This is a genomic window from Nonomuraea sp. JJY05 (assembly GCF_043496855.1).
In the GTDB taxonomy this organism is placed as follows: domain Bacteria; phylum Actinomycetota; class Actinomycetes; order Streptosporangiales; family Streptosporangiaceae; genus Nonomuraea.
Genome location: NZ_JBIEIS010000028.1, coordinates 72,852 through 96,243, shown reverse-complemented (window position 1 = coordinate 96,243; position 23,392 = coordinate 72,852). Strand labels below are relative to the sequence as shown.

The following is a 23,392-nucleotide window of genomic DNA, read 5'->3' as shown; positions in this document are numbered from 1 at the left end:
CATGCCCCGCTCTGGTCGTGCTGCGCAGATCATAGGCGGCAGGTCCGACAGCGGGGCTGCGGGTCCGCGCGGAGGGTGCCCCTGTCCACGCCTGGGACCGTCCGAGGCAAGGCTGCGTGATCACGCAGGGGTGGAGGTCCCGGCGAATCGGGCGTGCGTCAGTCGCAGACTTGGGTGCTCACCGGGCGGGTAGAGGTGGCTGCGGTGCGGGCGTCTTCGGCGACCTCGCCGGCGGTCAGGACGTACCCCGTCTCGACCTGGCTGGAGACCGCGGCGAAGATGACGCCCGAGACCTGGCCGGCGGGGGTGAGGAGGGGGCCGCCGGAGTTGCCCTGTTCGATCGGGCCGCGGATGTAGTAGACGTCCCTGGTCACCTCGGTGCGGCGGTAGATGTCGGGGCTGGTGGCGGCCTGGAGTTCGGCTATGCGGGCGGGACGGGCGGTGAAGCCGCGGTCCTGGGGGTAGCCGGCGATGATCGCGTCGTCGCCTTTGCGGACGTCGGAGGCGAAGGTCAGGTGGGGCAGGTTGAGGCCGGGGGCGTGCAACACGGCCACGTCACGGCGCGGGTTGTAGAGGACGACCGTCGCCGCGTGCGACTGGCCGGTGTGGTCGGTGATCTCGAGGTTCGCGTTGACGCCCGCCACCACGTGGGCGTTGGTCATGACATGCTCGGGGGCGTACACGAAGCCGGTGCCCTGGATCTGCTTGTTGCAGGACTGCGCGACGCCCACGACGCGCACGATTCCGGTCATGGCCTGGGCCAGGCCGGGGCTGCGCAGTACGGCGGCGCTCGGGGCGGGGACGTCGACGCGCGGGGCGCCGCCGATGGCGTCGAGTACGGGTGGAAAGTCCGAATGGTCGATGAACTGCTTGAACGGCTTCTGCCACGAGCGGGCTGACTCGGGCATGACAGCGTCGATGGTGGTCAGCACGGCGGAGCCGCGGATCTGCTCGACCACCGGGGCGAAGGAGCTGGAGACCAGGAGGCTGCCGGCCAGCCAGGCGATCACCAGCACGGACAGGGCGCTGACCACGGTGCCGCCCGCCGCGTCGATCGCCTTCGCGCGCTCCCAGGTCACATGGGCGCGTACGACCGAGGCCAGGGCGTTGGTGGCCAGCTGGCCCAGGGCCGCCATCACGAGCACGACGACCAGGGCCACCAGGGCCTGCGCCACGGCACCGTTCACCAGCTGGGCGACCGGCGGGGCGAGGAAGATGCCGAAGACGCACCCGCCGATGAAGCCGACGAAGCGCATCACGCCGGTGATGAGGCCCTGGCGGTAGCCGGTGACGCCGAAGCCGATGACGAGTGCGATCAGGACGAGGTCGAGCAGATCACCCTGCACCGGGGACAGACAACCACAAGGTTTCCTCCTCCGCTAGGGAGAGGGGCTGTCGAGGTGGGCCTGGGAGCCGCGAGCTTCGTGCGGCGGAGACGGGTCGAGAGCGGTCAGCGCAGATGCCGATGGGGTTCATTCGGCAGCTCTTCGATGCAGGTCAATCCTTGTCGTCCGTGGCGAAGCGCAGGCCCGATGGGGCGATGCCGCGCCACAGGTACGTCGTGACCTCCTGGCCCGCCGCGGGCTCGCCGGCCGCGTCCGTGGGGGCCGGCCAGCCGAGTCCGCGGTAGACGCGGCGCCGGTACAGGTCGAAGACGGACTGCATGAGCAGCCCGTACGCGCGGGCCCTGGCGAGCATGGCGCCGTAGTAGACGGCGGGGCAGCCGATGAGTGTGACGAGCAGGGCCCACCGGCTCCAGGGCGTCCAGACGGCGAAGAGCAGGCACCACAGCCACAGCCGGGCGGCGTCGTCGAGGCCCTTGCGCGCCTGGGCGAGCTCCTCCTGAGGCTCCTTGTCCAGCGAGAGCCACAGGTGGGGCCAGCACAGGACGGGGTCGAGGCCGTACCGGGAGCGGGGGCGGTCCTCGGCGGCGCGCAGGATGTTGCCCAGGCGGGTGGGCAGGGCGGACGCGGGCTCCGCCGGGAGGTCGAAGAGCCGCTGTTCGGCGATCCTCCGCAGGCGCTCGTCCTCGGGGCCGGCCTCGCCGTGGAACGCCTTGGCGGTCAGCTCCCGCAGGCTCCGCTCGATGCGCTCGCGGCGGCGTACGGTCCGTTTGCGCAGCGGGGCCGCCAGGCGCTGGGGCCAGTAGCCCTCGAGCAGGCGGACTACGGGCAGCGTCAGGTGCTCGGCGAGGACCGCCGAGGCCGCGACGAGCATGAGCACCGCGGCGAGCAGGAGCACTTGCAGCACCGTCGGGAGGGCGGCCAGGCCCGTCGCCCAGATCCTGCCGTACCCGGAGGTCCACAGGGCGAGCAGGCCGCCGGCCCAGAAGGCGAAGGCCGGGGTGAGCACGCGCGGGGCGAGCTGTTCGGCGAGGCTGGTGCCCAGGCTCTGGCCGATCGGGTTCACGGGCTCGTCCCGCCCTCGTGGTCGCGGACCAGGGGCGTGCCGTCGTTGGGGCAGGCGGGGACGGGTTCGGCCAGGTCGAGGCGGAACCACTCGTAGCCGTCCCGCGGGCAGACGTACCGGGGCGGCATGGGCGCGCGGCCGGGACCCGGGGGTGGCTGCAGGCCGAGGTCGCGTTCGCTGCCGGCCAGCTCGGTGGCGCGCCCGTGAAGGGACGGGTGGCGGTGCAGGAAGCCGAGGAACTCCTCGTCCACCGGCTCGCCGTCGCGCCCCCGTTCGATCAGGGCGGACAGCTCTTCGGCCGTGGCGGCCACTTCTCCGGGGTTGAGCAGCGCGGGCAGCTCGGCGAGCAGGCGGTCGGCGAGTTCGATCGTGGCGGCGTCCTCCATGGGCCCTCCTCCCGTCAGCGTCCGATGTGGCGGCAAGCCGCCCACCCGGCCGGTCGGGTGCTCTCCTGCTGAGGCTCCCGCTGGACGTCGAGCGCATCCATCGTCGCGCGGCGCGAAGGACGTCGGCGGGCGACAGGCCGTCGCGGCGCCGATTTTCGTGAAAGGCGACCGTTTCGTAAAAGGCGACCGAGGAGAAAGACGGCGGGTCCCCACCGAGCCGGCCACGCCAGCCGTCAGAAAAGGGTCAGCGGGTCCGCGGGCTCGGGTTCGGGGAGCGGGGTCAGGCCGGGGAGGCGGGCGCGTACGGCCTCGTGGAAGTCGCGGGCCAGCTTCGGCGCGTCGGCGTTGTCCGGCGTGTGGACGAAGAACGTGGGGGAGCGGCCCTCCCGCAGCCATTCCGTGACCGTGTCCAGCCACGGCCGCCAGCCCTCGGCGGTGCGGGCCTCGGCGTCGCGGCCCAGGTAGCGGACGATCGGGTGGCCGGTGAGGGCGCGCGTGCGGCGGGGCACGCGGGGCTTCTTTGTCCACGCGTCGCGCTCGGCGTCGCTGGTCGGCGGGCTCTGGAAGAGCGTCGTGGTGTCGAACGGGACCCACTCGGCGTCCCCGGTCGCGAGGACGCGCTCCAGGAGCAGTTCGGACCGCTCGTCCTCGAAGAAGGCGCGGTGGCGGACCTCGACGGCGTACCTGTGGGAGCGGGGGAGCCGGTGCAGGAACCTCGCGAGGGTGCCGAGGTCGGCCGGTGAGAAGGAGCCGGGCAACTGGATCCAGAGCGCGTGGGCTCGCGGGCCCAGCGGCTCGATCGCGTCCAGGAAGGCGTGGAGGTGCTCGTCGGCGCCGGTCAGGCGGTGCTCGTGGGTGATGGGCTTGGGGAGCTTGACGACCATGCGGAAGTCGGGGGCGGTCTGCCCGGCCCACGACTCCACCGTGGCGCGCGTGGGGGTCGCGTAGAAGGTGGTGTTGCCTTCCACCGCGTCGCACCAGGTCGCGTACGAGCGCAGGCGCTCGCCGGGCGGGAGGTGGCCGGGGAGGAACCGGCCTTGCCAGCGCGCATGAGTCCACATCGCGCATCCCACGTGAAGCCGCATGCACTCGACGGTATCGGAGATCCGTGGAGACGCTGTCATGGTCAGCGACGGACTGAGGTCAGGTTGTCATACGAATGATGGCTTCGTATGATGACTGACAACATCGCCGCCTAGCCTCTTGGACCGCCCATGGCCGCCGACCGCATCCGCCACGTCTCGCTCTCCTCCGTCACGCTCCCGCTCGACGTCCCCGTCAGCGACGCCAAGGTGCTCACCGGGCGGCAGAAGCCGATGACCGAGATCGCCTTCCTCTTCGCCGAGATCACGACCGAGGACGGTCACGAGGGCACCGGGTTCAGCTACTCCAAGAGGGCGGGCGGGCCCGCGCAGTACGCCCACGCCAAGGAGGTCGGCGACAACCTGATCGGCCAGGACCCCTCCGACATCGGCAAGGTGTACGACACCCTGCTGTGGGCGGGCGCCTCCGTCGGCCGGTCCGGTGTCGCCACGCAGGCGCTGGCCGCGGTCGACGTCGCGCTGTGGGACCTGAAGGCGAAGCGGGCGGGGTTGCCGCTGGCCAAGCTGCTGGGGTCCTATCGCGACTCGGTCCGCACGTACAACACCTCCGGCGGCTTCCTGCACGCGCCGATCGAGGAGGTCAAGGCCCGCGCCACCCAGTCGCTCAAGGACGGCATCGGCGGGATCAAGATCAAGGTGGGCCAGCCCGACACCAAGGAGGACCTGCGGCGGCTGGCCGCGGTGCGCGAGCACCTCGGTGACGACGTGCCGCTGATGGTGGACGCCAACCAGCAGTGGGACCGGCCGACGGCTTTGCGGTTCGGGCGGGCGGTGGAGGAGCTCGGGCTGGTCTGGATCGAGGAGCCGCTGGACGCCTACGACGCCGAGGGGCACGCGCAGCTGGCCGCGGCCCTCGACACGCCCATCGCCACCGGCGAGATGCTCTCCAGTGTCGCCGAGCACGTCCGCCTCATCGAGGCCCGCGCCGCCGACATCATCCAGCCGGACGCCCCGCGCGTCGGCGGCATCACGCCCTTCCTGCGCCTGGCCACCCTCGCCGACCACGCGGGGCTGCAGCTGGCGCCGCACTTCGCCATGGAGATCCACCTCCACCTGGCCGCCGCCTACCCGCGCGAGCCCTGGGTCGAGCACTTCGAATGGCTCAACCCGCTGTTCAACGAGCGGCTCGAGACCCGCGACGGCCGCATGATCGTCCCCGACCGGCCGGGGCTCGGGTTCACGCTCAGCGAGCAGTGCCGCGAGTGGACCGTGGACAGCGTCGAGTTCGGGAAGGCCTGAGAGCGATGGGTGACCGCGTCGCGTCGGTGCGGTTCGGCCATTACGCCGTGCCGCTGGCGCGTCCGGTGAGCGACGCCAAGGTCGCCACGGGGCGCCAGCGGCCCCTGTCCCAGATCGACGTGCTGACCTGCGAGATCACGACGGACGACGGGCTGGCGGGGCTCGGGTTCTCGTACACGACGCGGGCGGGCTGCCGCGCGCACTTCGCCCACGCGAAAGAGGTGGGGCAGCTCCTCCTCGGCCGGGATCCGTCCGACATCGGCAGGTTGTACGACATGCTGCTGTGGGCGGGGGCGTCGGTCGGTCGGTCCGGTGTCGCCACGCAGGCGCTGGCCGCGGTCGACGTCGCGCTGTGGGACCTGAAGGCGAAGCGGGCGGGGTTGCCGCTGGCCAAGCTGCTGGGGTCCTATCGCGACTCGGTCCGCACGTACAACACCTCCGGCGGCTTCCTGCACGCGCCGATCGAGGAGGTCAAGGCCCGCGCCACCCAGTCGCTCAAGGACGGCATCGGCGGGATCAAGATCAAGGTGGGCCAGCCCGACACCAAGGAGGACCTGCGGCGGCTGGCCGCGGTGCGCGAGCACCTCGGTGACGACGTGCCGCTGATGGTGGACGCCAACCAGCAGTGGGACCGGCCGACGGCTTTGCGGTTCGGGCGGGCGGTGGAGGAGCTCGGGCTGGTCTGGATCGAGGAGCCGCTGGACGCCTACGACGCCGAGGGGCACGCGCAGCTGGCCGCGGCCCTCGACACGCCCATCGCCACCGGTGAGATGCTCTCCAGCGTGCCCGACCTCGTGCGGCTCATCGACCTCCGCGCCGTCGGCTTCCTGCAGCCCGACGTGCCGCGGGTGGGCGGCATCACGCCCTACCTCAAGGTCGCCGCGCTGGCCGATCACGCGCACCTGCAGGTCGCGCCGCACTTCGTGATGGAGATCCACGTCCACCTGGCCGCGGCTTACCCGCGCGAGTCCTGGGTGGAGCACATCGAGTGGCTGTCGCCCCTGTTCGAGGAGCGGCTGGAGATCGAGGGAGGGCGCATGCGCGTCCCGGACCGCCCCGGGCTCGGCCTCACCCTCGCCGACGCGGCGACGGCCTGGCGGCTCGACCAAGTCGAGTACGGTGCGGCCGCGGGCGGGCGGTCCGAGCAGGTCGAGTACGGTGCGGCCGCGGGCGGGCGGTCCGAGCAGGTCGAGTACGGTGCGGCCGCGGGCGGGCGGTCCGGTCGGGTCGAGTCGGGTGCGGTTGGTGTCCGGCGCTCTGATCAGGTCGAGTTCGGTGCGGTTGCGGGCGGGGGACTCGGTCGGGTCGAGTTCCGCGCGGACGCCGGGTAGGTTGTCAGCCGTGCCGCCAGATCAGAGGCTCGACCGCGACAGCGGGCGCGGGCTCGCGCATGAGCTCGTCGAACGGCTCAAGGAGCGCATCCTCGCCGGTGAGATCGAGCCCGGCCAGAAGCTGCCGACCGAGTCCTCGCTCGTCGAGGAGTTCGGCGTGAGCCGTACGGTGGTCCGCGAGGCCATCTCGCGGCTCCAGGCGGCCGGGCTGGTCGAGACGTTCCAGGGGCGCGGCTCGTTCGTGCTGGCGTTGCCCGCCTCCACGGCCTTCTCGGTGGAGCCCTCTCAGATCCGCACCCATCGCGATGTCCTCGACATGATCGACTTCCGGATCGGCGTCGAGTCGGAGTCGGCGGGGCTGGCCGCCGAGCGCCGCACCGACCTGCAGCTGAAGGCCATCGAGCGGGCCCTGGTCGACCTCGGGCGCTCGGGCGAGCAGCCCAGCAGCGCCGTCGAGGCCGACTTCCAGTTCCATCTCAAGATCGCGCTGGCCTCGGGCAACCGGTTCTACTCCGACCTGCTGGCGTCGTTCGGGCCCATGGTGATCATGCTGCCGCGGACCCGGTTGGAGCACGCGTACTCGGTGTCCAACGCCACCCACCTCACGCGGGTGACGCTGGAGCACGAGAACATCTACCGCGCCATCGCCGACCGGGACGCCGCGGCGGCGCGGGCCGCGATGCGGCTGCACCTGTCCAACTCGCGCGCCCGCCTCCAGGCTCCGTAGCGGGCCTCTGCGGGCGCGACGGGCCGTGGGTGGCGCGTGTGTCCCGGGTCGGTCGCAGGCTCGGTAGGGGCGGGACCTGCGAGTGGTGCGGCTGCGGCTGTCCCGACCCGCGGGCTCCATGGTGGGCGGTTGCCGGCGGGCCGGTGATGTGGTTGCGGCTGTCCGGCTTGCGCCGCCCGCTTTCGGGATCCGTGGTGGGCGGTTGCGGGCGGGCCGGTGACGTGATTGCGGCTGCCCGGCTTGGGGCCCGCTTTCGGGATCCGTTGCGGGCGGGCCGTGATGTGCGGGTGTCCCGACTCGTGGGCCTGGGGGCAGGCAGGCCCGCCGGGCCCCGTCTCCAGGGTCGGTGGGTGTCGGGTTACCAGCGGGCCGTGTTGGGGGTGAAGCCGGGTTCGACCGTGCGCATGTACGCCGTGTCCTCGCGCCCCCGCTGCCCGCACCGTACGTACTGCTCGTGCAGGGCCCCCAGGGCGTCCTCGTCCAGTTCCACGCCGAGCCCCGGCCCGGCGGGCACGGCCACGCTGCCGTCGCGGAACTCCAGCACCCCCGCCCTGATGACCTCCTCGGTCTTCCAGGGGTAGTGGGTGTCGCAGGCGTAGGTGAGGTTCGGGGTCGCGGCGGCCAGGTGGGTCATCGCGGCCAGGCTCACCCCGAGGTGGGAGTTGGAGTGCATCGACAGCCCCATCCCGAACGTCTCGCAGATGCCCCCCAGCAGGGCCGAGCGGCGCAGGCCGCCCCACAGGTGGTGGTCCGAGAGGACGACCTGCACGGCGTCGGCGGCGACGGCGGGCTTGAGGTGCTCGAAGGCGATGACGCACATGTTCGTGGCCAGGGGCAGGTCGGTGTGCTTGGCGACCTGCGCCATGCCGTCGATGCCGGGCGTGGGGTCCTCGAGGTACTCCAGGACCCCGGCCAGCCGGTGCGCCACCTTGATCGAGGTGTCCACGGTCCAGGCCCCGTTGGGGTCGATGCGCAGGGCGTGGTCCGGGAAGGCGGCGGCCAGCGCCTCGACGGTCTCGACCTCGTGGCCGGGCTCGAAGACGCCGCCCTTGAGCTTGATGGCGGTGAAGCCGTACTCGTCGACCATCCGCCGGGCCTGGGCGACCATCTGCTCGGGCGTGACGCCCTCGCCCCACGAGTCCTCGTCCTGGCCCGGGTGGCCCGCCCACTTGTAGAACAGGTACGCCGAGAACGGCACCCGGTCGCGTACGGCGCCGCCGAGCAGGTCGCTCACCGGCCGGCCGAGCGTCTTGCCCTGCAGGTCGAGCAGCGCCACCTCGAACGGCGCCGCCACGGTGTCCACGGCGCTGGAGACCTCGAGCATGCCGCCGAAGCTCGCGCCCGCGCCGCCGGTGGAGCGGCCGAGCGTCTCCTCGACGACGCGGCGCAGCCCGTGGGCGTCGAAGACGTCCAGGCCGGGCAGCGCGGCGGCCACGGCGTCGAGCCGGTCGAGGTGGGCCTGGTCGGCGTACGTCTCGCCCAGCCCCACCAGCCCCGAGTCGGTGTGCGCCTGGACGATCGCGCGCAGCACGAACGGCTGGTGGACGCCGACGACGTTGAGGAGGGGCGGGTCGCGGAAGGCGACCGGCGTGACCGAGACGCGGCTGATCCGCCCGCCGTCCTGAAAGCTCATCGGGGTGCCTTCACCGTCAGCACCGGCACGCTGGCCTCCATGAGGATGCGCTGCGCCTCGCTGCCCAGGATGAACTTGCCCACCAGCGACCGGTGCCGCAGCCCGATGACGATGAGCGTGCCGCCCGTCTCCTTGACGAGCTCCTCGAACGTCTCCGGCAGGTCGTCGTCGTGGAGCGGCTGGCGTACCTCCGCCTCCACGCCGGCGGCCCGCGCCCGGGCGAGCAGCGCGGCCGAGGCGTCGTCGTCGATCTTGTGCTCGTCGACGGGGGCGCCGCGGCGCGGGGAGTTCACGATGATCACGCGCTCGGAGCGCAGCGCGCCCTCGCGCAGGCCCGCGTCGACCGCGGCCTCGCCCTCGGGGGTGGGCAGGTAACCGACGAGGATCGTCATGGCGTCTTCTCCTCAACTGGAACGCGGTCCGCGGCGGCGGTCTTGCGGCGTACGGCTTTGCGGATGAGCGGCAGGAAGGCGACGACGACCACCAGGGCGAGCACCGTGCCGGAGATCGGGCGGGTGAAGAAGCCGGTCGGGTCGCCGCCGAAGATGAGCAGCGCCTGCCGCGACGAGTTCTCGATCATCGATCCGAGGACGAACGCGAGCACCAGCGGCCCGGGCTCGAACCCGAACTTCTTCATCAGGTAGCCCAGCAGGCCGAAGGCGATGACCAGGAAGATGTCGTAGACGTTGTTGTTCACGGTGTACGCGCCGAGCAGCGTGATGAGCACCGTGATCGGGGCCAGGATGGCGGGGCGCACGCGCAGGATCTTCACGAAGACGCCGACCATCGGGATGCTCATGATGAGCAGCAGGATGTTGCCGATGTACATCGAGTTGATGACGCCCCAGAAGACGTCGGGGTGCTCGGTGACGAGCTGCGGCCCCGGCTGGATGCCCTGGATGAGCAGCGCCCCGAACATCAGCGCCATCGTCGCGTTCGCCGGGATGCCGAGCGTCAGCAGCGGGATGAACGACGACGTGGCGGCGGCGTTGTTGGCGGTCTCGGGGGCGGCCACGCCCTCGACGGCGCCCTTGCCGAAGCGTTCGGGCTGCTTGGCGCGGCGCTTCTCGAAGGCGTACGCCGCCAGCGAGGACAGCACCGCGCCGCCGCCGGGCAGGACGCCCAGCACGAACCCGATGAGCGAGCCGCGCCCGATCGCGCCCCTGGCCTGGCCGAGGTCCTGGCGCGACGGCCACACGTTGCCGACCTTGGCCGGCGCGTGCACCTGGTTGTGCCGCTCCTCGAGGTTGTAGAGGATCTCGCTGAGGCCGAACAGGCCCATGGCGATCGGGATGAAGTCGATGCCCTCGGCGAGGTTCAGGCTGTCGAAGGTGAACCGCTCGGCGCCGGTGAAGGTGTCGCGGCCGACGGTCGCGATGAGCAGGCCGACGCAGGCCGCGATGATCGCCTTGAGCTTGTTGCCGTTGCCGACCGAGGAGATCAGCAGCACGCCGAGCACGCCCAGCGCCGCGTACTCGGGCGGCCCGAAGTCGAGGGCGAAGCCGGCGACGATCGGGGCCAGCAGCGTCAGGCCGACGATCGAGACGGTGCCGCCGACGAAGGAGCCGATGGCGGCGATGCCCAGTGCGGTGCCCGCCTTGCCCTGTCTGGCCAGGGCGAACCCGTCAAAGACGGTGACGACGGAGGACGCCTCGCCGGGGAGGCGGAGCAGGACCGAGGTGATGGTCCCGCCGTACTGGGCGCCGTAGAAGATGCCGGCCAGCATGATGATCGCGGAGACCGGCCCGATGCCGTACGTGATCGGCAGCAGGATGGCGATCGTCGCGCCGGGCCCGAGCCCGGGCAGCACGCCGATGAGCATGCCGATGATCACGCCGATGAGGCAGTAGAGCAGGTTGGCCGGCTCCAGGACGACGCCGAAGCCGTTGAGGATGGGGGAGATGTCCATGGGGTCTTCTCAGATGAGGCGCGGGAGCGGGACCTGGAGCAGCACGACGAAGAGCAGGTAGAACGCCGCCACCGTCAACACGCTGACCACGATGGAGGTGCGCCACGACTCTTTGCCCAGCCAGCGCAGCCAGACGAACACCAGCAGCAGGGAGGGGATCTCGAAGCCGATCAGCGGCAGCAGCCAGGCCAGCAGGATGAGCGTCACCAGGCCGGCAGCGGTGAGCAGGCTCGCCTTGGAGAAGCGCTCGGTGTCCTCGAGCCTGCGGCCGGTGAACACGAGCACCGCCGACAGCACCACGATGACGACGCTGATGGCGAACGGCCACAGGCCGGGGCCCGGCTGGGTCAGGCGGCCGAGCCCGAGCGCGAGGGAGCCGATCGCCCCGGCGACTCCGACCGCCAGCGCCACCAGGGCCGCCGAGATCTGCGAGAGAGGGCCGGCGTGCGGTGGCCGGGTGTCGTCGGCGACCTCCTCAAGAGGGCCGGACTCGAGAGGGCCAGCCTCAAGAGGGTCAGACATGGACATGCTCGCTCCTTGGGACTATCCGGCCAGGCTGATGCCGTACTTGCTCAGCTGCTCCTTGTACGTGGCGGTGTCCTTCTGCAGGGAAGAGAGCACCTCCTGCGGGGAGACCTCCATCGGGGTGAGCGAGTTGTCCTCGTTGAACTTCTTGTACTCCGGCGTGGCGAACGTCTTCTTCGCCGCCTCCAGCAGGCGGGCCTTGACGTCCTCGGGCGTGCCCTTGGGCGCGGTCAGGAAGCGGTACTGCGTCACCAGGACGTCGAAGCCCTGCTCCTTGGCCGTCTTCACGTCCGGCAGGTAGGGGATGCGCTTGTCCGAGAAGACCGCGAGCGGGACGAGCTTGCCGGCCTTGATGTTCTCGATGGCCTCGCCGATCTGCATGGTGGAGACGTCCACCTGGTTGCCCAGCAGGGCGGTCAGCGCGGGGGCGCCGCCGTCGAAGGGCACGGCCGTGGCCTCGATGCCGGCGGTCTTGAAGGTCAGCGCGGAGGCGAGCTGGGCGCCCGTGCCGACGCCGGTCGTGCCGTAGCGGATGGTCTTGCCGGCCTTCTTCATGTCCTCGATGGACTTGTAGCCGGACTGGGAGTTGGTCGCCATGACGTAGTCGTCACGCGAGACGCCGGTGATGACGTCGAACGAGTCGATCTTCGTGGCCTCGGCGGGGGAGACCGTGAGCGGCGTGATGGTGAACAGGGACGCGTTCTGGACGGCGATCTTGTAGCCGTCGGGCTTCGCGGCCTGGAGCTCCTTGGCGTTGAGCGCGCCGTTCGCGCCGGGCTTGTTGAGCACCGGGGCGGAGACGCCGAGCTCCTTGCCCATGCCCTGGGCCAGCGCCCGGGTGATGAGGTCGGTGGAGCCGCCCGCGGACGCGCCGACGCTGAACTCGATGTTGCCCGTCGGATATTTACCGCCACCGCCGCCGGAGGACGTGGTCTTGACGCCGCCGCACGCCGTCAGCGCGAGCGCGGCGGCGCCGCCGATGACACCCGCGAGAATGCGGCGGCGGGTCATCCGTGATGTCGGCATGGACTTCTCCTTAAATGCGAGCGGCGTCTATGGAGGTTACGGGGTTGTTTCCGCTCTGTAGTCTCCGGAGACTATGGACCTGCCTCGATGCCTGTCCAGGCTCAATTCGGTATCAGGTGATACTCTGCGAGCATCATGCTAACACTGGATCAGATCCGGGCATTCGTGGCGGTGGCCGAGGAGCTCCACTTCGGCCGGGCCGCTGATCGGCTCCGCATGACGCAGCCGCCGCTCAGCCGCCACATCCAGAAGCTGGAGCGCTCGATCGGCGTGACCCTTCTGGAACGCGACAACCGCCGCGTCGTGCTCACCGACGCCGGCCGCGGCTTCCTGGAGGACGCGCGGCGCATGCTCTCGCTCGTCGACACCGCCGGCGACCGGGCGCGCCGCATCGCCAAGGGCGCCACGGGCACCGTACGGCTCGGCTTCACCGCCGTCTCGGCCATCAGCATGCTCGGCACGATCCTGCGCCGTCTGACGGAGCAGCTGCCGGAGATCGACGTCATCCTCCACGAGCGGGTGACCGCCGGGCAGGTGGACGGCATCCTGCGCGGCGAGCTCGACCTGGGCCTGGCCCGCCCGCCCTTCGACATCGCCACGCTCGGCTCCCGCGTGGTCTACCGCGAGCCGCTGTGCGCCGTGGTCCCCCTCGGCCATCCGCTGGCCGACCTGGGCCGGCCGCTCGCACCCGACGACTTCGACGGCCTGCCGGTCATCAGCTACAACCCCGTGCAGTCGCGTTACTTCCACGAGCTGACCATCCGCTTCCTCACCAACGCCCACCCCAGGATCGAGCAGCAGGTGCACCAGATCCTCACCGCCGCCCTGCTCGTGGCCGCCGGCCGCGGCGTGGCGCTGGCGCCGGCCAGCGCCCGCTCGCTCGGCATCGACGGCATCGTCTTCTGCGACCTGGTGCGGGGCGGCGGCGACCCGCTCGACGAAGGGGACGGCGTCGCGGGCAAGCCGGTGGAGCTGCACGTCATCTGGGACCACGGCTCCACCAACCCCGCGCTGTGGCGGGTCCTGGAGCTGCTGCCCGGCCCCGGGCGGAACGATGCTCGTTCGGTATCGCCAGATACAGAATCGGGCTTGGACAGGAATCCACCCTTGTTCCTAGCCTGACGGCATCAACCTTTACCGGCGGTGCGGGGGATCCCACGGGCCGCGTGTCAACAGAGGACGTTCATGCCGAATTTCTCGCCCCAGGAGCTCGCCGCCCAGCTCAAGAGCGGCCTGCTGTCGTTCCCTGTCACCCATTTCACGCAGGAGCTGGAGTTCGACGAGGCGGGTTACCGTGACCACCTGTCCTGGTTGAGCGCGTACCCCGTGGCCGGTCTGTTCGCCGCGGGCGGCACCGGCGAGGGCTTCTCGCTGACCCCCGCCGAGATCGACCAGGTGGTGCGGGCGGCGGTCGGCGAGGTGAACGGCAGGCTGCCGGTCGTGGCCCCCGCCACCGGCGGCACCGCGAACGCCGTCGCGCAGGCCCAGGCCGCCGAGGCCGCCGGGGCCGACGGGCTGCTGCTCATGCCCCCCTACCTCACCGAGGCCGGGCAGGCGGGCCTGGTGGAGCACGTCTCCGCGGTGTGCCGCGCCACCAACCTCGGCGTGATCGTCTACAGCCGGGCCAACGCGATCCTGCACGACCGCGCCGTCGAGGCTCTGGCCGACCGCAACCCCAACCTCGTCGGGTTCAAGGACGGCGTCGGCAGCATCGAGCACCTCACGCGCATCTATGCCACCGTCGGCGACCGCCTGACCTACATCGGCGGCCTGCCCACGGCCGAGACGTTCGCGCTGCCGCTGCTGCAGCTCGGCATGAGCACCTACTCCTCGGCGATCTTCAACTTCGTCCCGCAGTACGCGCTCGACTTCTACGCCGACGTGCGCGCCCAGAACCGCGACGCCGTCTACCGGCGGATCAAGGAGTTCCTGATCCCGTACCTGGACATCCGCGACAGGCAGAAGGGGTACGCCGTCTCGATCATCAAGGCGGGCCTGGCCGCCGTCGGGCGCCCGGCCGGCCCCGTCCGGCCGCCGCTGCAGAACCTCACCGACGGCGAGCAGGCCGAGCTGACCGCCCTCATCAACAAGATCAGCTAGGTTCCCATGTCTCCCACCATCCAGCGCGTCGAGGTCGTCCCGGTGGCCGGGTACGACAGCATGCTGCTCAACCTCAGCGGCGCCCACGGCCCGTTCTTCACCCGCAACGTCGTCATCACCACCGACTCCGACGGGCGCACCGGCCTCGGCGAGGTGCCCGGCGGCGAGGCGATCCGGCGGACCGTCGAGGAGGCGGGCGCGCTGCTGGCCGGCGAGCCCGTGGCCCGGTACCGGAGCCTGCTGCGGTCGGTGTCCGAGCGGTTCGCCGACCGCGACGCGGGCGGGCGCGGCGCCCAGACCTTCGACCTGCGCACCACTGTGCACGCGGTCACCGGCCTGGAGTCCACCCTGCTCGACCTGCACGGCCAGTACCTGGGCCTGCCGGTGGCCGACCTGCTCGGCGAGGGCCGCCAGCGGGACCGGGTGCCGATGCTGGGCTACCTCTTCTACGTCGGCGACCCGGGCAGGACGGACCTGCCCTACCGGGTGGACGACGCGGGCGAGGACCGCTGGTCCCGGCTGCGCCGCCAGGAGGCGCTCACGCCCGACGCGGTGGTCGCGCTGGCCGAGGCCGCCCAGGAGCGTTACGGCTTCGCCGACTTCAAGCTCAAGGGCGGGGTGCTGACGGGCGAGGAGGAGATCGAGGCGGTCACGGCGCTGGCCCGCCGCTTCCCCGAGGCCCGCATCACCCTCGACCCCAACGGCGGCTGGCTGCTCGCCGACGCCGTACGGCTGTGCCGGGGGCTGGGCGGCGTCCTGGCCTACGCCGAGGACCCGTGCGGGGCCGAGGGCCGCTTCTCCAGCCGGGAGACGATGGCCGAGTTCCGGCGGGCCACCGGGCTGCCCACCGCGACGAACATGATCGCCACCGACTGGCGGGAGATGGCCCACGCCGTACGCGCGGGCGCGGTGGACATCCCGCTGGCCGACCCGCACTTCTGGACCATGGCCGGGTCCGTCCGCGTCGCCCAGCTCTGCCACGACTTCGGGCTGACCTGGGGCTCTCACTCCAACAACCACTTCGACATCTCGCTGGCGATGTTCACGCACGTCGGAGCGGCTGCCCCGGGGGAGATCACGGCGCTGGACACGCACTGGATCTGGCAGGACGGCCAGGCCCTCACGACCAGCCCGTTCCGGATCACGGACGGCGCGATCGAGGTGCCGACGACCCCCGGGCTCGGCGTCGAGCTCGACCGCGCGGCCCTGGCCGAGGCCCACGAGCTCTACCTCCGCCACGGACTCGGCGCCCGCGACGACGCCGTGGCCATGCGGTATCTGGTGAAGGACTGGGTCTTCGACCCGAAGCGGCCCTGCCTCGTCCGCTGACGGATTCGGCAGCGTCCCTTTCTGCAGGGTCCATTACTGCAGGGTCCATTACTGCAGAGTCCAATTCTGCAGGGTCCATGCCGACCGGCCCATGGCGGCTGGCCTAGTGTTGGCCTCATGGGCATGGTCGGTACGGTCGGGCTGGTGTTGCATCCCCAGCGCGACTCCAAGAAGGCGATAGACACCATCCTGCGCTGGGCCGCTGACAAGGGCGCCACCGTGCTCGGACTGCCCGAGGAAGTGGGGCGGATCGACTGCACCGCCGTGCCCGTGGACGCCGACGCCCTCGTCGAGCGGGCCGACCTGCTGGTCGGGCTGGGCGGCGACGGCACGATGCTGCGGACCATGCGGCTGCTGGCCGGCCGGCCCACGCCCATCCTGGGGGTCAACCTCGGCAAGCTCGGCTTCCTGGCCGAGATCGACGTTGACGAGCTGGCCGGCACGCTGTCGGCCATCGACGACCACCGCTACACGATCGAGCCGCGCATGGCGATCAAGAGCCGGCTCTTCGGCAAGGACGTGACCGCGTTCAACGACATCGCGCTGGTCCGGATCCCCGGGGAAGGGCTGGCCGCGATCTCCGTGACTGCGGCGGGCAGCGACTTCGTGCGCTACGCGGCCGACGCGGTGATCGTGGCGACCACCACCGGCTCGACCGCCTACAGCTTCTCGGCCGGCGGGCCCATCGTCTCGCCCCGGGTGGAGGCGGTGCTGGTGGTGCCCGCCGCCGCCCATTCGTCGTTCAACCGGGCGCTGGTGCTGCCCGCCGACGAGGAGGTCACGCTGGAGGTGCTGCCCACCAGCGGGCGGCTGGCGGTGGAGGTCGACGGGGCCGTGGTGGCCCACCTGTGCCCCGGAGACACCGTCACCGTGGCCGCGTGGCCGGGGGCGGCGAAGGTCGTGCGGCTGGGCACCACGTTCTACGAGCGGGCCCGGCGCAAGCTGCGGGTGGACGGGAGCGCCGAGGCCCTCTGACGGGCGGCCGCGCTCAGGTGCTCGCCCGGCGGCGGTGCCGGGCCGGGCGCTCAGCTGGAGGTTGGGCGGGGCCGTGCTGGTGGGCGTGCGGCGTGAAGAAGCTCTCCGCCGCGTCCTGACGGGCGGCAGGCTTCTGGGCGTCCTCCTCCGGGTGGTGACGGGAGGCAGTCAGGGCCGCGAGCGCCGTGGTGATGGGCACGGCGGCGATGAGCCCCAGCGTGCCGACGATGCTGCGGACGATCTCCTGGGCGATGACCGGCGTCGTCAGCACCTCGCCCAGCGGCTGCTGCCCGATGCTGAACAGCAGCAGCAGCGGCAGCGACGCCCCCGCGTACGCCAGGATGATCGTGTTGATCACCGACGCTATGTGCGCCCGGCCGATGCGGCCGGCCGCCCGGTAGAGGCGGGCGAAGCCGTACGAGGGGTTGGCATGGGCCAGCTCGGCCACCGTGACGGCCTGCGTGACCGTGACGTCGTCCAGCACGCCCAGCGCGCCGATGATGATGCTGGCCAGCAGCAGGCCCTGCGTGTCGATCTTCAGGCTCATGTCCAGCGCCAGCGCGCTGTCGTCGGTGATGCCGTTGAGCCGGGCGAACCCCAGAGCGCCGTACGACAGCAGGCCCGTCAGCGCCAGGCTGGCCAGCGTGCCCAGCACGGCCATCGACGTGGCCAGCGAGAAGCCGTGCGTGAGATAGAGGACCAGCAGCATGATCGCCGAGGCCCCCACGATGGCCACCAGCAGCGGCGGCTCGCCCTCCAGGATGCCGGGGATGACGAACGTCAGCAGCAGCACGAACGTCACCGCCAGCCCCACCAGCGCCGTCACCCCCCGCCAGCGGCCGAAGGCGATGACCGCCAGGGCGAAGGCCGCCCCGAACAGCCACAGCGGCGTCGACCGGTCGTGGTCGGAGATCTGGTGGTTGCCGTCCGCGTCGCGCAGCAGGATCACGTCGTCGCCCGCGGCGAAGTGCTGGGCCCCGGGCCCGCTGGGCAGCCGGAGCGTGACGGTCTGGCCGCCCTCCACGCGGACGTCGGCGTTGCCGCAGGTGGCTGGGTCGGGCTGGGGCGCGCCGTCCGTGACGGCGGGGCACTTCTTGAGCGTGATCCCGGTGACCGTCCCGGTCACCCGCTGCACGCTGGACTGCTCGCCGGATCCGGCGGTGCCGGTGCTCACCGTCCCGTCGGGCCAGAGCCACAGCAGGCCGGCCAGGGTGATGATCGCCAGCGGCACCAGCACGGCCAGACCGGCCATCACCGTACGCCGGGAGCTGGGGGGATGCGCGTGATTGGCGCCCATCGAAGTAAACGTCCTCCTTGGCTGAAGACAGTACTGCACCCCGGCCCGCTGGGTAGGCGTAAAGCATGTCGTGGCTGGTGGGCACCTCAGGGTGGCAGTACAAGGACTGGCGCGGAGTGCTCTATCCGGAGAAGGTCCCGCTGCGGCTCTGGCTGGAGGAGTACGCGGCGGAGTTCCCGACCGTCGAGAGCAACAACGCCTTCTACCGGCTGCCGAGCCCCGAGACGTTCGCGGCCTGGCGGGAGCGCACGCCGGACGGGTTCGTGATGGCGGTCAAGGCCAGCAGGTTCCTGACCCACATCAAGCGGCTGGCCGACCCCGAGGAGCCGGTGGAGCGCCTGATGAGCCGCGCCTCGGAGCTGAAGGACAAGCTCGGGCCGATCCTGCTGCAGCTGCCGCCCACCCTGAAGGTCGACGTGGACCGGCTCGACCGGTGCCTGCGCTGCTTCCCCGCCGGCGTGCGGGTGGCCGTGGAGCCGCGGCACGAGTCGTGGTGGACGGAGGAGGTCCGGGAACTCCTGAGCGCGCACGAGGCCGCGCTGTGCTGGGCCGACCGGCTGGGCAAGCCGCAGAGCCCGCTCTGGCGCACCGCGGAGTGGGGTTACGTGCGCATGCACGAGGGGCCGTCCCACTGGTCGTACGGCGACACCGCGCTGAAGACGTGGGCGAGACGCGTGCGCGAGGCGGGCTGGCCGGACGCCTACGTCTACTTCAACAACGACCCTGGGGGAGCGGCTGTGCGTAACGCGAGGCGATTTGCCAGACTCGGCTAGTGCACACACGTCTGTACAGGAACGGCGTCCTCGAAAAGGAAGACTTCCCGATCGAGGAGGTCTCCGACTATGTGGAGGATCCCGGCAACACGGTCTGGTTCGACCTGTGCTGCCCCTCGCCCGCCGACCTCGGCGTGATCAGCGAGGAGCTGGGGCTGCACGAGCTGGCGGTCGAGGACGTGCTGTCCGACCATCAGCGGCCGAAGGTCGATATATACGACAATCACTTGTTTCTCACTGTTTATGGGGTGCACTTCGACGAGGGGCAGCTCGACCCCGTCGAGGTGAACATCTTCGTTACCAGGAACGCCCTGGTCACCGTCCGCGAGAACGACCACTTCGACATCCGCGACGTGGTCAAACGCTGGGACGCCAACACCCGGCTGGCCGGCCACGGCGTGTCGTTCCTGCTGCACGGCCTGCTCGACTACGTGGTCGACAGCCAGTTCGACCTGGTGCAGGACCTCGACGCGCAGGCGGAGGCGCTGGAGGAGTCGCTGTTCGACGAGGACGGGCCCCATGACGGCAGGGCGCTGCAGCGCAGGATGTACGAGCTGCGCAAGAACACCGCCCGGCTCCGCAAGATCTCGATGCCGATGCGCGAGGTGGTCGGCACCCTGCTCCACCGCGACCAGGACTTCATCGCCGAGCCCGCCATGGCCCCCTACTACGAGGACGTCAACGACCACGTGCTGCGCGTGGCGGAATGGGTGGAGACCATCCGCGACATGCTCGCGAACGTCCGCGAGACCCGCCTCGCCCAGCAGGGCTTCCGGCTGAACGAGATCATGAAGCGGCTCACCAGCTGGGCCGCGATCATCGCCGTGCCCACCTTGATCACCGGCTACTACGGGCAGAACGTGCCCTACCCGGGCGAGGGCCAGCCGTGGGGATTCTGGATCTCCACGATGCTGGTGGCCGGCGTGTCCGCGTGTCTGTACGTGGTGTTCAAGAAGAAGGACTGGCTGTGAGCGCCTTCGGGGCCCAGCGCAGCGCGGCCAGGTCGTAGGGCGGGCGGCAGGGCCCGCCGTGCGCGTCCGGCCGCTCCTCCAGGGCCAGCCGCACCCGCGCGGCGCCGTCCGCGGGAAACAGGGGCAGGCAGCGGCCGCCCGAGATGAGGGTCCGGCGGCCGATCGACGTGGTGAGCAGCGACAACTCCTCGTACGTGGCGGGCGTGGCCAGGCGCAGCACCCACGTGCCCTCCGGGGTCCGCACCCGCGTCCCGTCGAGCGCGTAGTACTCCAGGACGCTCTCGTTGGTCGAGACGACCGCCCGCATGGTGAACCGGCGGCCCTCCACGGTGAACACCTCCGCGGAGGGCGCCTTGTAGATCGAGTGCACGTACCCGATCGAGAAGGCGCCCGCGACGACGGGCAGGCCGTTCACGGTGAGGCGTCCGGCGCTCCCGCCGGAGCAGAGCGCCGCCACCGCCGCGAGGGCCGCGAGCAGCCTCGTCAGCCCTTTTCCTTGTAGTAGCGCGCCGCGCCGGGGTGCAGCTCGACCGGCGCCACCTGCTGGCCCAGCATGAGGTCGAGCTTCCTGGCCTCCGGGTGCACGGCCGCGAGCTCGGCCTTCTTCTCGAACAGCGTCTTGGTGATGTCGTAGGCGAGCTGGTCGCTCATCTTGTCGGGCACCAGCAGCACGTTCGCGATGCCGACGGTCTTGATCGAGCCGGACAGCTTGTAGACGGACAGGTCCACGTCGAGGCCGACGTACTGCTGGCCGTATGTCGACTGCATGGTCGTCAGCACGTCGCTCGTGTCGAGCACCTTCACGTCCGGCTTGCTCGTGGCCAGGTCGGTGATGCCGGCCGTGGGCAGGCCGCCGACCCAGAAGAACGCGTCGATCGTGCCGTCCTTGACGGCCTGCACCGACTCGTTGATCGACAGCTGCTGCTTGGTGATGTCGTTGTCCGGGTTGATGCCGGCCGCCTGCAGGACCCGCCTGGCCACGACCTGGGTGCCGGAGTTGGCCGGGCCGAGCGAGACGCGCTTGCCCCTCAGGTCGGCCACCTTGGCCGCCCTGACGCCGGGCGCGATCACGAGCTGCGTGTAGTTGTCGTAGATGCGAGCGATGGCCTTGATGGGCTGCTTCGCGGTGAAGGTGTCCTTGCCGTTGACCGCGTCGGCCGCCGTGTCGGACTGGGAGAAGCCGATGTCGGCCTTGCCGGAGGCCAGCAGCTTGATGTTCTCGACGGAGGCCGAGGTGACCGACGCCGTGGCCTGGGTGTTGGGGATGTTGGCCGACAGCAGCTTGGCCAGGCCGCCGCCGTACACGTAATAGACGCCCGTCGTGCCGCCCGTGGCGATCGACAGCCGGTTGCCGGAGCCGCCCGCGCCACCTCCGCCGCAGCCGGCCGCGGTCAGGACGGCGACGGCCACTATCGCAAAGATCCGCTTCACGCTGGGTCCCTTCTCCTACTTCTGACGAGGTGCACGGCTCCGGCCACGGCCAGGACGGCCAGACCGGCGACGATGGGAACGGGTTCGAGGAAGAGCAGCAGCACCGCGGCGATCGCGGCGAGCACGCGCTCGGGCCATCCGCTCATGCCGCCGGTAGCCAGCGCGAGGGCCGCCACGGCGACGGCCGAGACGGCCGTCATCAGCAGCACGGTGGCGATCGGCCCCTGCCCGAGCAGCGCCTGCCCGTTGGGCGTCAGCACGAAGGCGAACGGCACCAGGAACGCCGGCAGCGTGTAGCGCCAGGTCATCATCATCGTCTTGTACGTGTTGCCGCCGGTGATCGCGGCCGCCGCGACCGCGGACAGCGCCGTGGGCGGGCTCACCTCCGACAGCACCGCGTAGTAGAAGACGAACATGTACGCCTCGGCCTGCGTCACCCCGAGCGTCGTGAGCGCCGGGCCGATGATCACCGCGGCGATGATGAAGCTCGCGGTCACCGGCACGGCCAGGCCCAGCAGCATGACCGCGATGCCGGACATGACCGTGGTCAGCACGAGGTTGCCCGCGGCGAAGTCCACGATGATCGCGCTGAGGTTCAGGCCGAGGCCGGTCTGCGTGATGACGCCGACGATGATGCCCGCCGCCGCGCAGACCGCGGTCACCGGCAGCACCTCCAGCGTGCCCTTGGCCAGCGCCTGCCCGGTGCGCTTGAGGCCCATGCGGTGCCGCGGGTCGAGGAACGACAGCGCGAACGCGATGGCGGTGGCGATCACCACCGACTGGAACGCCGAGCGGTCCAGCGCCATCAGCACGATGATGAGGATGAGCGAGCTGAAGTGGTAGCCGAAGCGCAGCAGCAGCTTGCCCGCCTTGGGCGCGTCCACCTGCACGGCGTGGGTGCTGAAGCGGCGCGAGTCGATCTCGATGGCCAGGAAGATGCCCAGGTAGTAGAGCAGCGTGGGGATCGTCGCGTACAGGAGCACCTCGAGGTAGCTGACCCTCAGGTACTCGGCGATGATGAACGCCGCCGCGCCCAGCGTGGGCGGCGACAGGATGGCGCCGATGCCGCCGGCCGCGAGGATGCCGCCCGCCGGCTCCTTCGGGTAGCCGGCCCGCCGCAGCACCGGCCAGGCGACGCTGCCCAGGCTGACCGTGGTGGCCACGCCGGAGCCCGACACGGTGCCGAGCAGGAAGCCGGCCGTGGTGACGGTGCGGCCGGGGGCGGCGCGGGACTTGCGGAAGGCGGCGAAGCTCAGGTCGATGAAGAACTTGCTCGCGCCCGAATAGTCGAGCACGGCGCCGTAAATCGTGAAAAGGATGATGTAACTGGCGGCCACTTGCATGGGGACGCCGAAGAAGCCCTCGGTGCCGGTGTAGAGCTGGGACACGATTTGGCCGAGGTCGAAGCCCCGGTGCCCGATAGTCCAGTCAATCGGCAAATACGCACCGTAATAGGCATAAATCAGGAAAATGACGCAGATGATGGTCAGGGACCAGCCGACGGTACGCCGTACCGCCTCCAGGAGCAGCACCGTCAGCGCCAGGCCCGCCACGATGTCGAGGTCCGTCAGCGCGGCGCCGGAGCCCCGGTTGCGGAACCCGTCGATGTCGAGCAGCGGATAGACCAGCACGGCCAGCGAGGCGGCGGCGAGCAGCCAGTCGGCCACGGTCGGCCGCTCGGATCGCCGCGTCCCCTCCGGGTGCGCCACGGCCCTCGACACGCCCGCGAGCGGGTCGTCCTCCGCCGGCGTCTCGGGGGGCGGGCTCGCCGCGGCGCCGCGCCGGAACAGCCGTGCCACGGATGACGACCAGCCCGACCGGTAGCAGAGGAAGACCAGCGGCAGCGCCACCGCCAGGAACGTCATCCGGTGTTCCAATGCCTCTACCGGCCGGAACACCACCACCAGCGAATAAACCGAAAGCAATCCGCCCACGATCCACACGCCGAGCCGTAGAGGCCCGCCGAGTTGCCGCGCGGGGCGTTCCTGTTCGTGCGCGGAAACAAGCTCGGCCTCACGGTCGCTCAGCTCGGTCAAGACACATCCTCCCCCGACACGGCGTTGCAGCGGACTTTACGAGCCGGTAACGCGCGGAGGGAAGAGGCCGTTATCTTTTCGATTTCCTAGCTCCGGAACACCGGTCGCGAATCCGCTCGCCACCTCGCCCGGCCCCGCGGCGAGCCCGTACGGCGCCCCGATCCTTGGTGCCTGGTCGGCCGCCGCGTGCCC

22 protein-coding genes are annotated in these 23,392 nt (G+C 71.0%); 9 read left to right on the top strand and 13 right to left on the bottom strand.

Annotated elements, in window-relative coordinates:
- Positions 1-158: 158 nt before the first annotated feature.
- The 4 genes from ACFKCF_RS37090 to ACFKCF_RS37075 all read right to left on the bottom strand — a co-directional run bounded on the left by ACFKCF_RS37090 (position 159) and on the right by ACFKCF_RS37075 (position 3,880).
- Positions 159-1,346 (bottom strand): MarP family serine protease, encoded by a 1,188-nt coding sequence (locus tag ACFKCF_RS37090; protein ID WP_394499978.1) that lies wholly within the window; start codon positions 1,344-1,346, stop codon positions 159-161.
- A 151-nt stretch (positions 1,347-1,497) separates the two neighbouring features.
- Positions 1,498-2,409: a hypothetical protein gene (locus ACFKCF_RS37085; protein WP_394499977.1), complete on the bottom strand. Its 912-nt coding sequence runs from the start codon at positions 2,407-2,409 to the stop codon at positions 1,498-1,500.
- Complete coding sequence (locus ACFKCF_RS37080) at positions 2,406-2,795, bottom strand: hypothetical protein (protein WP_394499975.1); 390 nt, start codon at positions 2,793-2,795, stop codon at positions 2,406-2,408. Before ACFKCF_RS37080 ends, ACFKCF_RS37085 begins: the two co-directional genes overlap by 4 nt.
- A gap of 233 nt (positions 2,796-3,028) precedes the next feature.
- The gene (locus tag ACFKCF_RS37075; RefSeq protein ID WP_394499974.1) at positions 3,029-3,880 is read right to left on the bottom strand and encodes a DUF72 domain-containing protein; all 852 of its coding nucleotides are present in this window, start codon (positions 3,878-3,880) and stop codon (positions 3,029-3,031) included.
- A gap of 129 nt (positions 3,881-4,009) precedes the next feature.
- On the opposite strand from ACFKCF_RS37075, the gene ACFKCF_RS37070 reads away from it, so the two are divergent.
- From ACFKCF_RS37070 to ACFKCF_RS37060, 3 genes are read left to right on the top strand one after another with little or no spacing between them, the layout of a single operon-like run.
- On the top strand, positions 4,010-5,137 hold the full coding sequence (locus ACFKCF_RS37070) for a mandelate racemase/muconate lactonizing enzyme family protein (RefSeq protein WP_394499973.1): 1,128 nt from the start codon (positions 4,010-4,012) through the stop codon (positions 5,135-5,137).
- 5 nt (positions 5,138-5,142) lie between these two features.
- Positions 5,143-6,468: a mandelate racemase/muconate lactonizing enzyme family protein gene (locus tag ACFKCF_RS37065; RefSeq protein WP_394499972.1), complete on the top strand. Its 1,326-nt coding sequence runs from the start codon at positions 5,143-5,145 to the stop codon at positions 6,466-6,468.
- A gap of 10 nt (positions 6,469-6,478) precedes the next feature.
- The gene (locus tag ACFKCF_RS37060) at positions 6,479-7,195 is read left to right on the top strand and encodes a FadR/GntR family transcriptional regulator (RefSeq protein ID WP_394499971.1); all 717 of its coding nucleotides are present in this window, start codon (positions 6,479-6,481) and stop codon (positions 7,193-7,195) included.
- Between the two features lie 358 nt (positions 7,196-7,553).
- Here the strand turns inward: ACFKCF_RS37060 and ACFKCF_RS37055 are convergent, their stop codons facing one another.
- From ACFKCF_RS37055 to ACFKCF_RS37035, 5 genes are read right to left on the bottom strand one after another with little or no spacing between them, the layout of a single operon-like run.
- Entirely contained in the window at positions 7,554-8,828 is a 1,275-nt protein-coding gene (locus ACFKCF_RS37055; protein ID WP_394499970.1) for a glucarate dehydratase family protein, read from the bottom strand.
- A complete protein-coding gene (locus ACFKCF_RS37050; RefSeq protein WP_394499969.1) occupies positions 8,825-9,220 on the bottom strand; it encodes a universal stress protein in 396 nt (131 codons plus the stop codon). Before ACFKCF_RS37050 ends, ACFKCF_RS37055 begins: the two co-directional genes overlap by 4 nt.
- Positions 9,217-10,737 carry a tripartite tricarboxylate transporter permease gene (locus ACFKCF_RS37045; protein WP_394499968.1) on the bottom strand — a complete coding sequence of 507 codons (1,521 nt, stop codon included), beginning with the start codon at positions 10,735-10,737 and terminating at the stop codon, positions 9,217-9,219. The genes ACFKCF_RS37050 and ACFKCF_RS37045 overlap by 4 nt, the downstream gene beginning before the upstream one ends.
- Positions 10,738-10,746: 9 nt before the next feature.
- Positions 10,747-11,259, bottom strand: coding sequence for a tripartite tricarboxylate transporter TctB family protein (locus tag ACFKCF_RS37040; protein ID WP_394499967.1), 513 nt, complete (start codon positions 11,257-11,259; stop codon positions 10,747-10,749).
- A 21-nt stretch (positions 11,260-11,280) separates the two neighbouring features.
- A complete protein-coding gene (locus ACFKCF_RS37035) occupies positions 11,281-12,288 on the bottom strand; it encodes a tripartite tricarboxylate transporter substrate binding protein (RefSeq protein WP_394499966.1) in 1,008 nt (335 codons plus the stop codon).
- A gap of 135 nt (positions 12,289-12,423) precedes the next feature.
- Here ACFKCF_RS37035 and ACFKCF_RS37030 point away from each other — a divergent pair, with 135 nt between their 5' ends.
- The 4 genes from ACFKCF_RS37030 (at position 12,424) to ACFKCF_RS37015 (ending at position 16,692) form a co-directional block, all read left to right on the top strand.
- On the top strand, positions 12,424-13,410 hold the full coding sequence (locus tag ACFKCF_RS37030) for a LysR substrate-binding domain-containing protein (RefSeq protein WP_394499965.1): 987 nt from the start codon (positions 12,424-12,426) through the stop codon (positions 13,408-13,410).
- Positions 13,411-13,473: 63 nt separating this feature from the next.
- The gene (gene kdgD / locus ACFKCF_RS37025) at positions 13,474-14,388 is read left to right on the top strand and encodes a 5-dehydro-4-deoxyglucarate dehydratase (RefSeq protein ID WP_394499964.1); all 915 of its coding nucleotides are present in this window, start codon (positions 13,474-13,476) and stop codon (positions 14,386-14,388) included.
- A 6-nt stretch (positions 14,389-14,394) separates the two neighbouring features.
- The gene (locus ACFKCF_RS37020; protein ID WP_394499963.1) at positions 14,395-15,717 is read left to right on the top strand and encodes an enolase C-terminal domain-like protein; all 1,323 of its coding nucleotides are present in this window, start codon (positions 14,395-14,397) and stop codon (positions 15,715-15,717) included.
- Between the two features lie 117 nt (positions 15,718-15,834).
- On the top strand, positions 15,835-16,692 hold the full coding sequence (locus ACFKCF_RS37015) for an NAD(+)/NADH kinase (protein WP_394499962.1): 858 nt from the start codon (positions 15,835-15,837) through the stop codon (positions 16,690-16,692).
- Positions 16,693-16,705: 13 nt separating this feature from the next.
- Here ACFKCF_RS37015 and ACFKCF_RS37010 read toward each other — a convergent pair whose 3' ends face one another.
- Positions 16,706-17,989, bottom strand: a complete 1,284-nt coding sequence (locus ACFKCF_RS37010; protein WP_394499961.1) for a YibE/F family protein — start codon at positions 17,987-17,989, stop codon at positions 16,706-16,708.
- Positions 17,990-18,054: 65 nt separating this feature from the next.
- Here ACFKCF_RS37010 and ACFKCF_RS37005 point away from each other — a divergent pair, with 65 nt between their 5' ends.
- A complete protein-coding gene (locus ACFKCF_RS37005) occupies positions 18,055-18,762 on the top strand; it encodes a DUF72 domain-containing protein (RefSeq protein WP_394499960.1) in 708 nt (235 codons plus the stop codon).
- Positions 18,762-19,733, top strand: a complete 972-nt coding sequence (locus tag ACFKCF_RS37000) for a magnesium transporter CorA family protein (protein WP_394499959.1) — start codon at positions 18,762-18,764, stop codon at positions 19,731-19,733. Before ACFKCF_RS37005 ends, ACFKCF_RS37000 begins: the two co-directional genes overlap by 1 nt.
- Here the strand turns inward: ACFKCF_RS37000 and ACFKCF_RS36995 are convergent.
- Genes ACFKCF_RS36995 through ACFKCF_RS36985 form a run of 3 tightly spaced genes read right to left on the bottom strand, consistent with a single transcriptional unit; the run spans position 19,711 to position 23,200 of the window.
- Complete coding sequence (locus ACFKCF_RS36995) at positions 19,711-20,190, bottom strand: DUF1850 domain-containing protein (protein ID WP_394499958.1); 480 nt, start codon at positions 20,188-20,190, stop codon at positions 19,711-19,713. The genes ACFKCF_RS37000 and ACFKCF_RS36995 overlap by 23 nt on opposite strands.
- A gap of 26 nt (positions 20,191-20,216) precedes the next feature.
- Positions 20,217-21,164 (bottom strand): TAXI family TRAP transporter solute-binding subunit, encoded by a 948-nt coding sequence (locus ACFKCF_RS36990; protein WP_394499957.1) that lies wholly within the window; start codon positions 21,162-21,164, stop codon positions 20,217-20,219.
- Positions 21,161-23,200, bottom strand: a complete 2,040-nt coding sequence (locus ACFKCF_RS36985; RefSeq protein ID WP_394499956.1) for a TRAP transporter permease — start codon at positions 23,198-23,200, stop codon at positions 21,161-21,163. Before ACFKCF_RS36985 ends, ACFKCF_RS36990 begins: the two co-directional genes overlap by 4 nt.
- Positions 23,201-23,392 lie beyond the last annotated feature (192 nt).

Bases quoted from the DNA above. Each gene is read 5' to 3' on its own strand.
- ACFKCF_RS37080 (WP_394499975.1), bottom strand. From the start codon at position 2,795: ATGGAGGACGCCGCCACGATCGAACTCGCCGACCGCCTGCTCGCCGAG.
- ACFKCF_RS37075 (WP_394499974.1), bottom strand. From the start codon at position 3,880: ATGCGGCTTCACGTGGGATGCGCGATGTGGACTCATGCGCGCTGGCAA.
- ACFKCF_RS37070 (WP_394499973.1), top strand. From the start codon at position 4,010: ATGGCCGCCGACCGCATCCGCCACGTCTCGCTCTCCTCCGTCACGCTC.
- ACFKCF_RS37065 (WP_394499972.1), top strand. From the start codon at position 5,143: ATGGGTGACCGCGTCGCGTCGGTGCGGTTCGGCCATTACGCCGTGCCG.
- ACFKCF_RS37055 (WP_394499970.1), bottom strand. From the start codon at position 8,828: ATGAGCTTTCAGGACGGCGGGCGGATCAGCCGCGTCTCGGTCACGCCG.
- ACFKCF_RS37050 (WP_394499969.1), bottom strand. From the start codon at position 9,220: ATGACGATCCTCGTCGGTTACCTGCCCACCCCCGAGGGCGAGGCCGCG.
- ACFKCF_RS37045 (WP_394499968.1), bottom strand. From the start codon at position 10,737: ATGGACATCTCCCCCATCCTCAACGGCTTCGGCGTCGTCCTGGAGCCG.
- ACFKCF_RS37040 (WP_394499967.1), bottom strand. From the start codon at position 11,259: ATGTCTGACCCTCTTGAGGCTGGCCCTCTCGAGTCCGGCCCTCTTGAG.
- ACFKCF_RS37035 (WP_394499966.1), bottom strand. From the start codon at position 12,288: ATGCCGACATCACGGATGACCCGCCGCCGCATTCTCGCGGGTGTCATC.
- ACFKCF_RS37030 (WP_394499965.1), top strand. From the start codon at position 12,424: ATGCTAACACTGGATCAGATCCGGGCATTCGTGGCGGTGGCCGAGGAG.
- kdgD (WP_394499964.1), top strand. From the start codon at position 13,474: ATGCCGAATTTCTCGCCCCAGGAGCTCGCCGCCCAGCTCAAGAGCGGC.
- ACFKCF_RS37020 (WP_394499963.1), top strand. From the start codon at position 14,395: ATGTCTCCCACCATCCAGCGCGTCGAGGTCGTCCCGGTGGCCGGGTAC.
- ACFKCF_RS37015 (WP_394499962.1), top strand. From the start codon at position 15,835: ATGGGCATGGTCGGTACGGTCGGGCTGGTGTTGCATCCCCAGCGCGAC.
- ACFKCF_RS37010 (WP_394499961.1), bottom strand. From the start codon at position 17,989: ATGGGCGCCAATCACGCGCATCCCCCCAGCTCCCGGCGTACGGTGATG.
- ACFKCF_RS37005 (WP_394499960.1), top strand. From the start codon at position 18,055: ATGTCGTGGCTGGTGGGCACCTCAGGGTGGCAGTACAAGGACTGGCGC.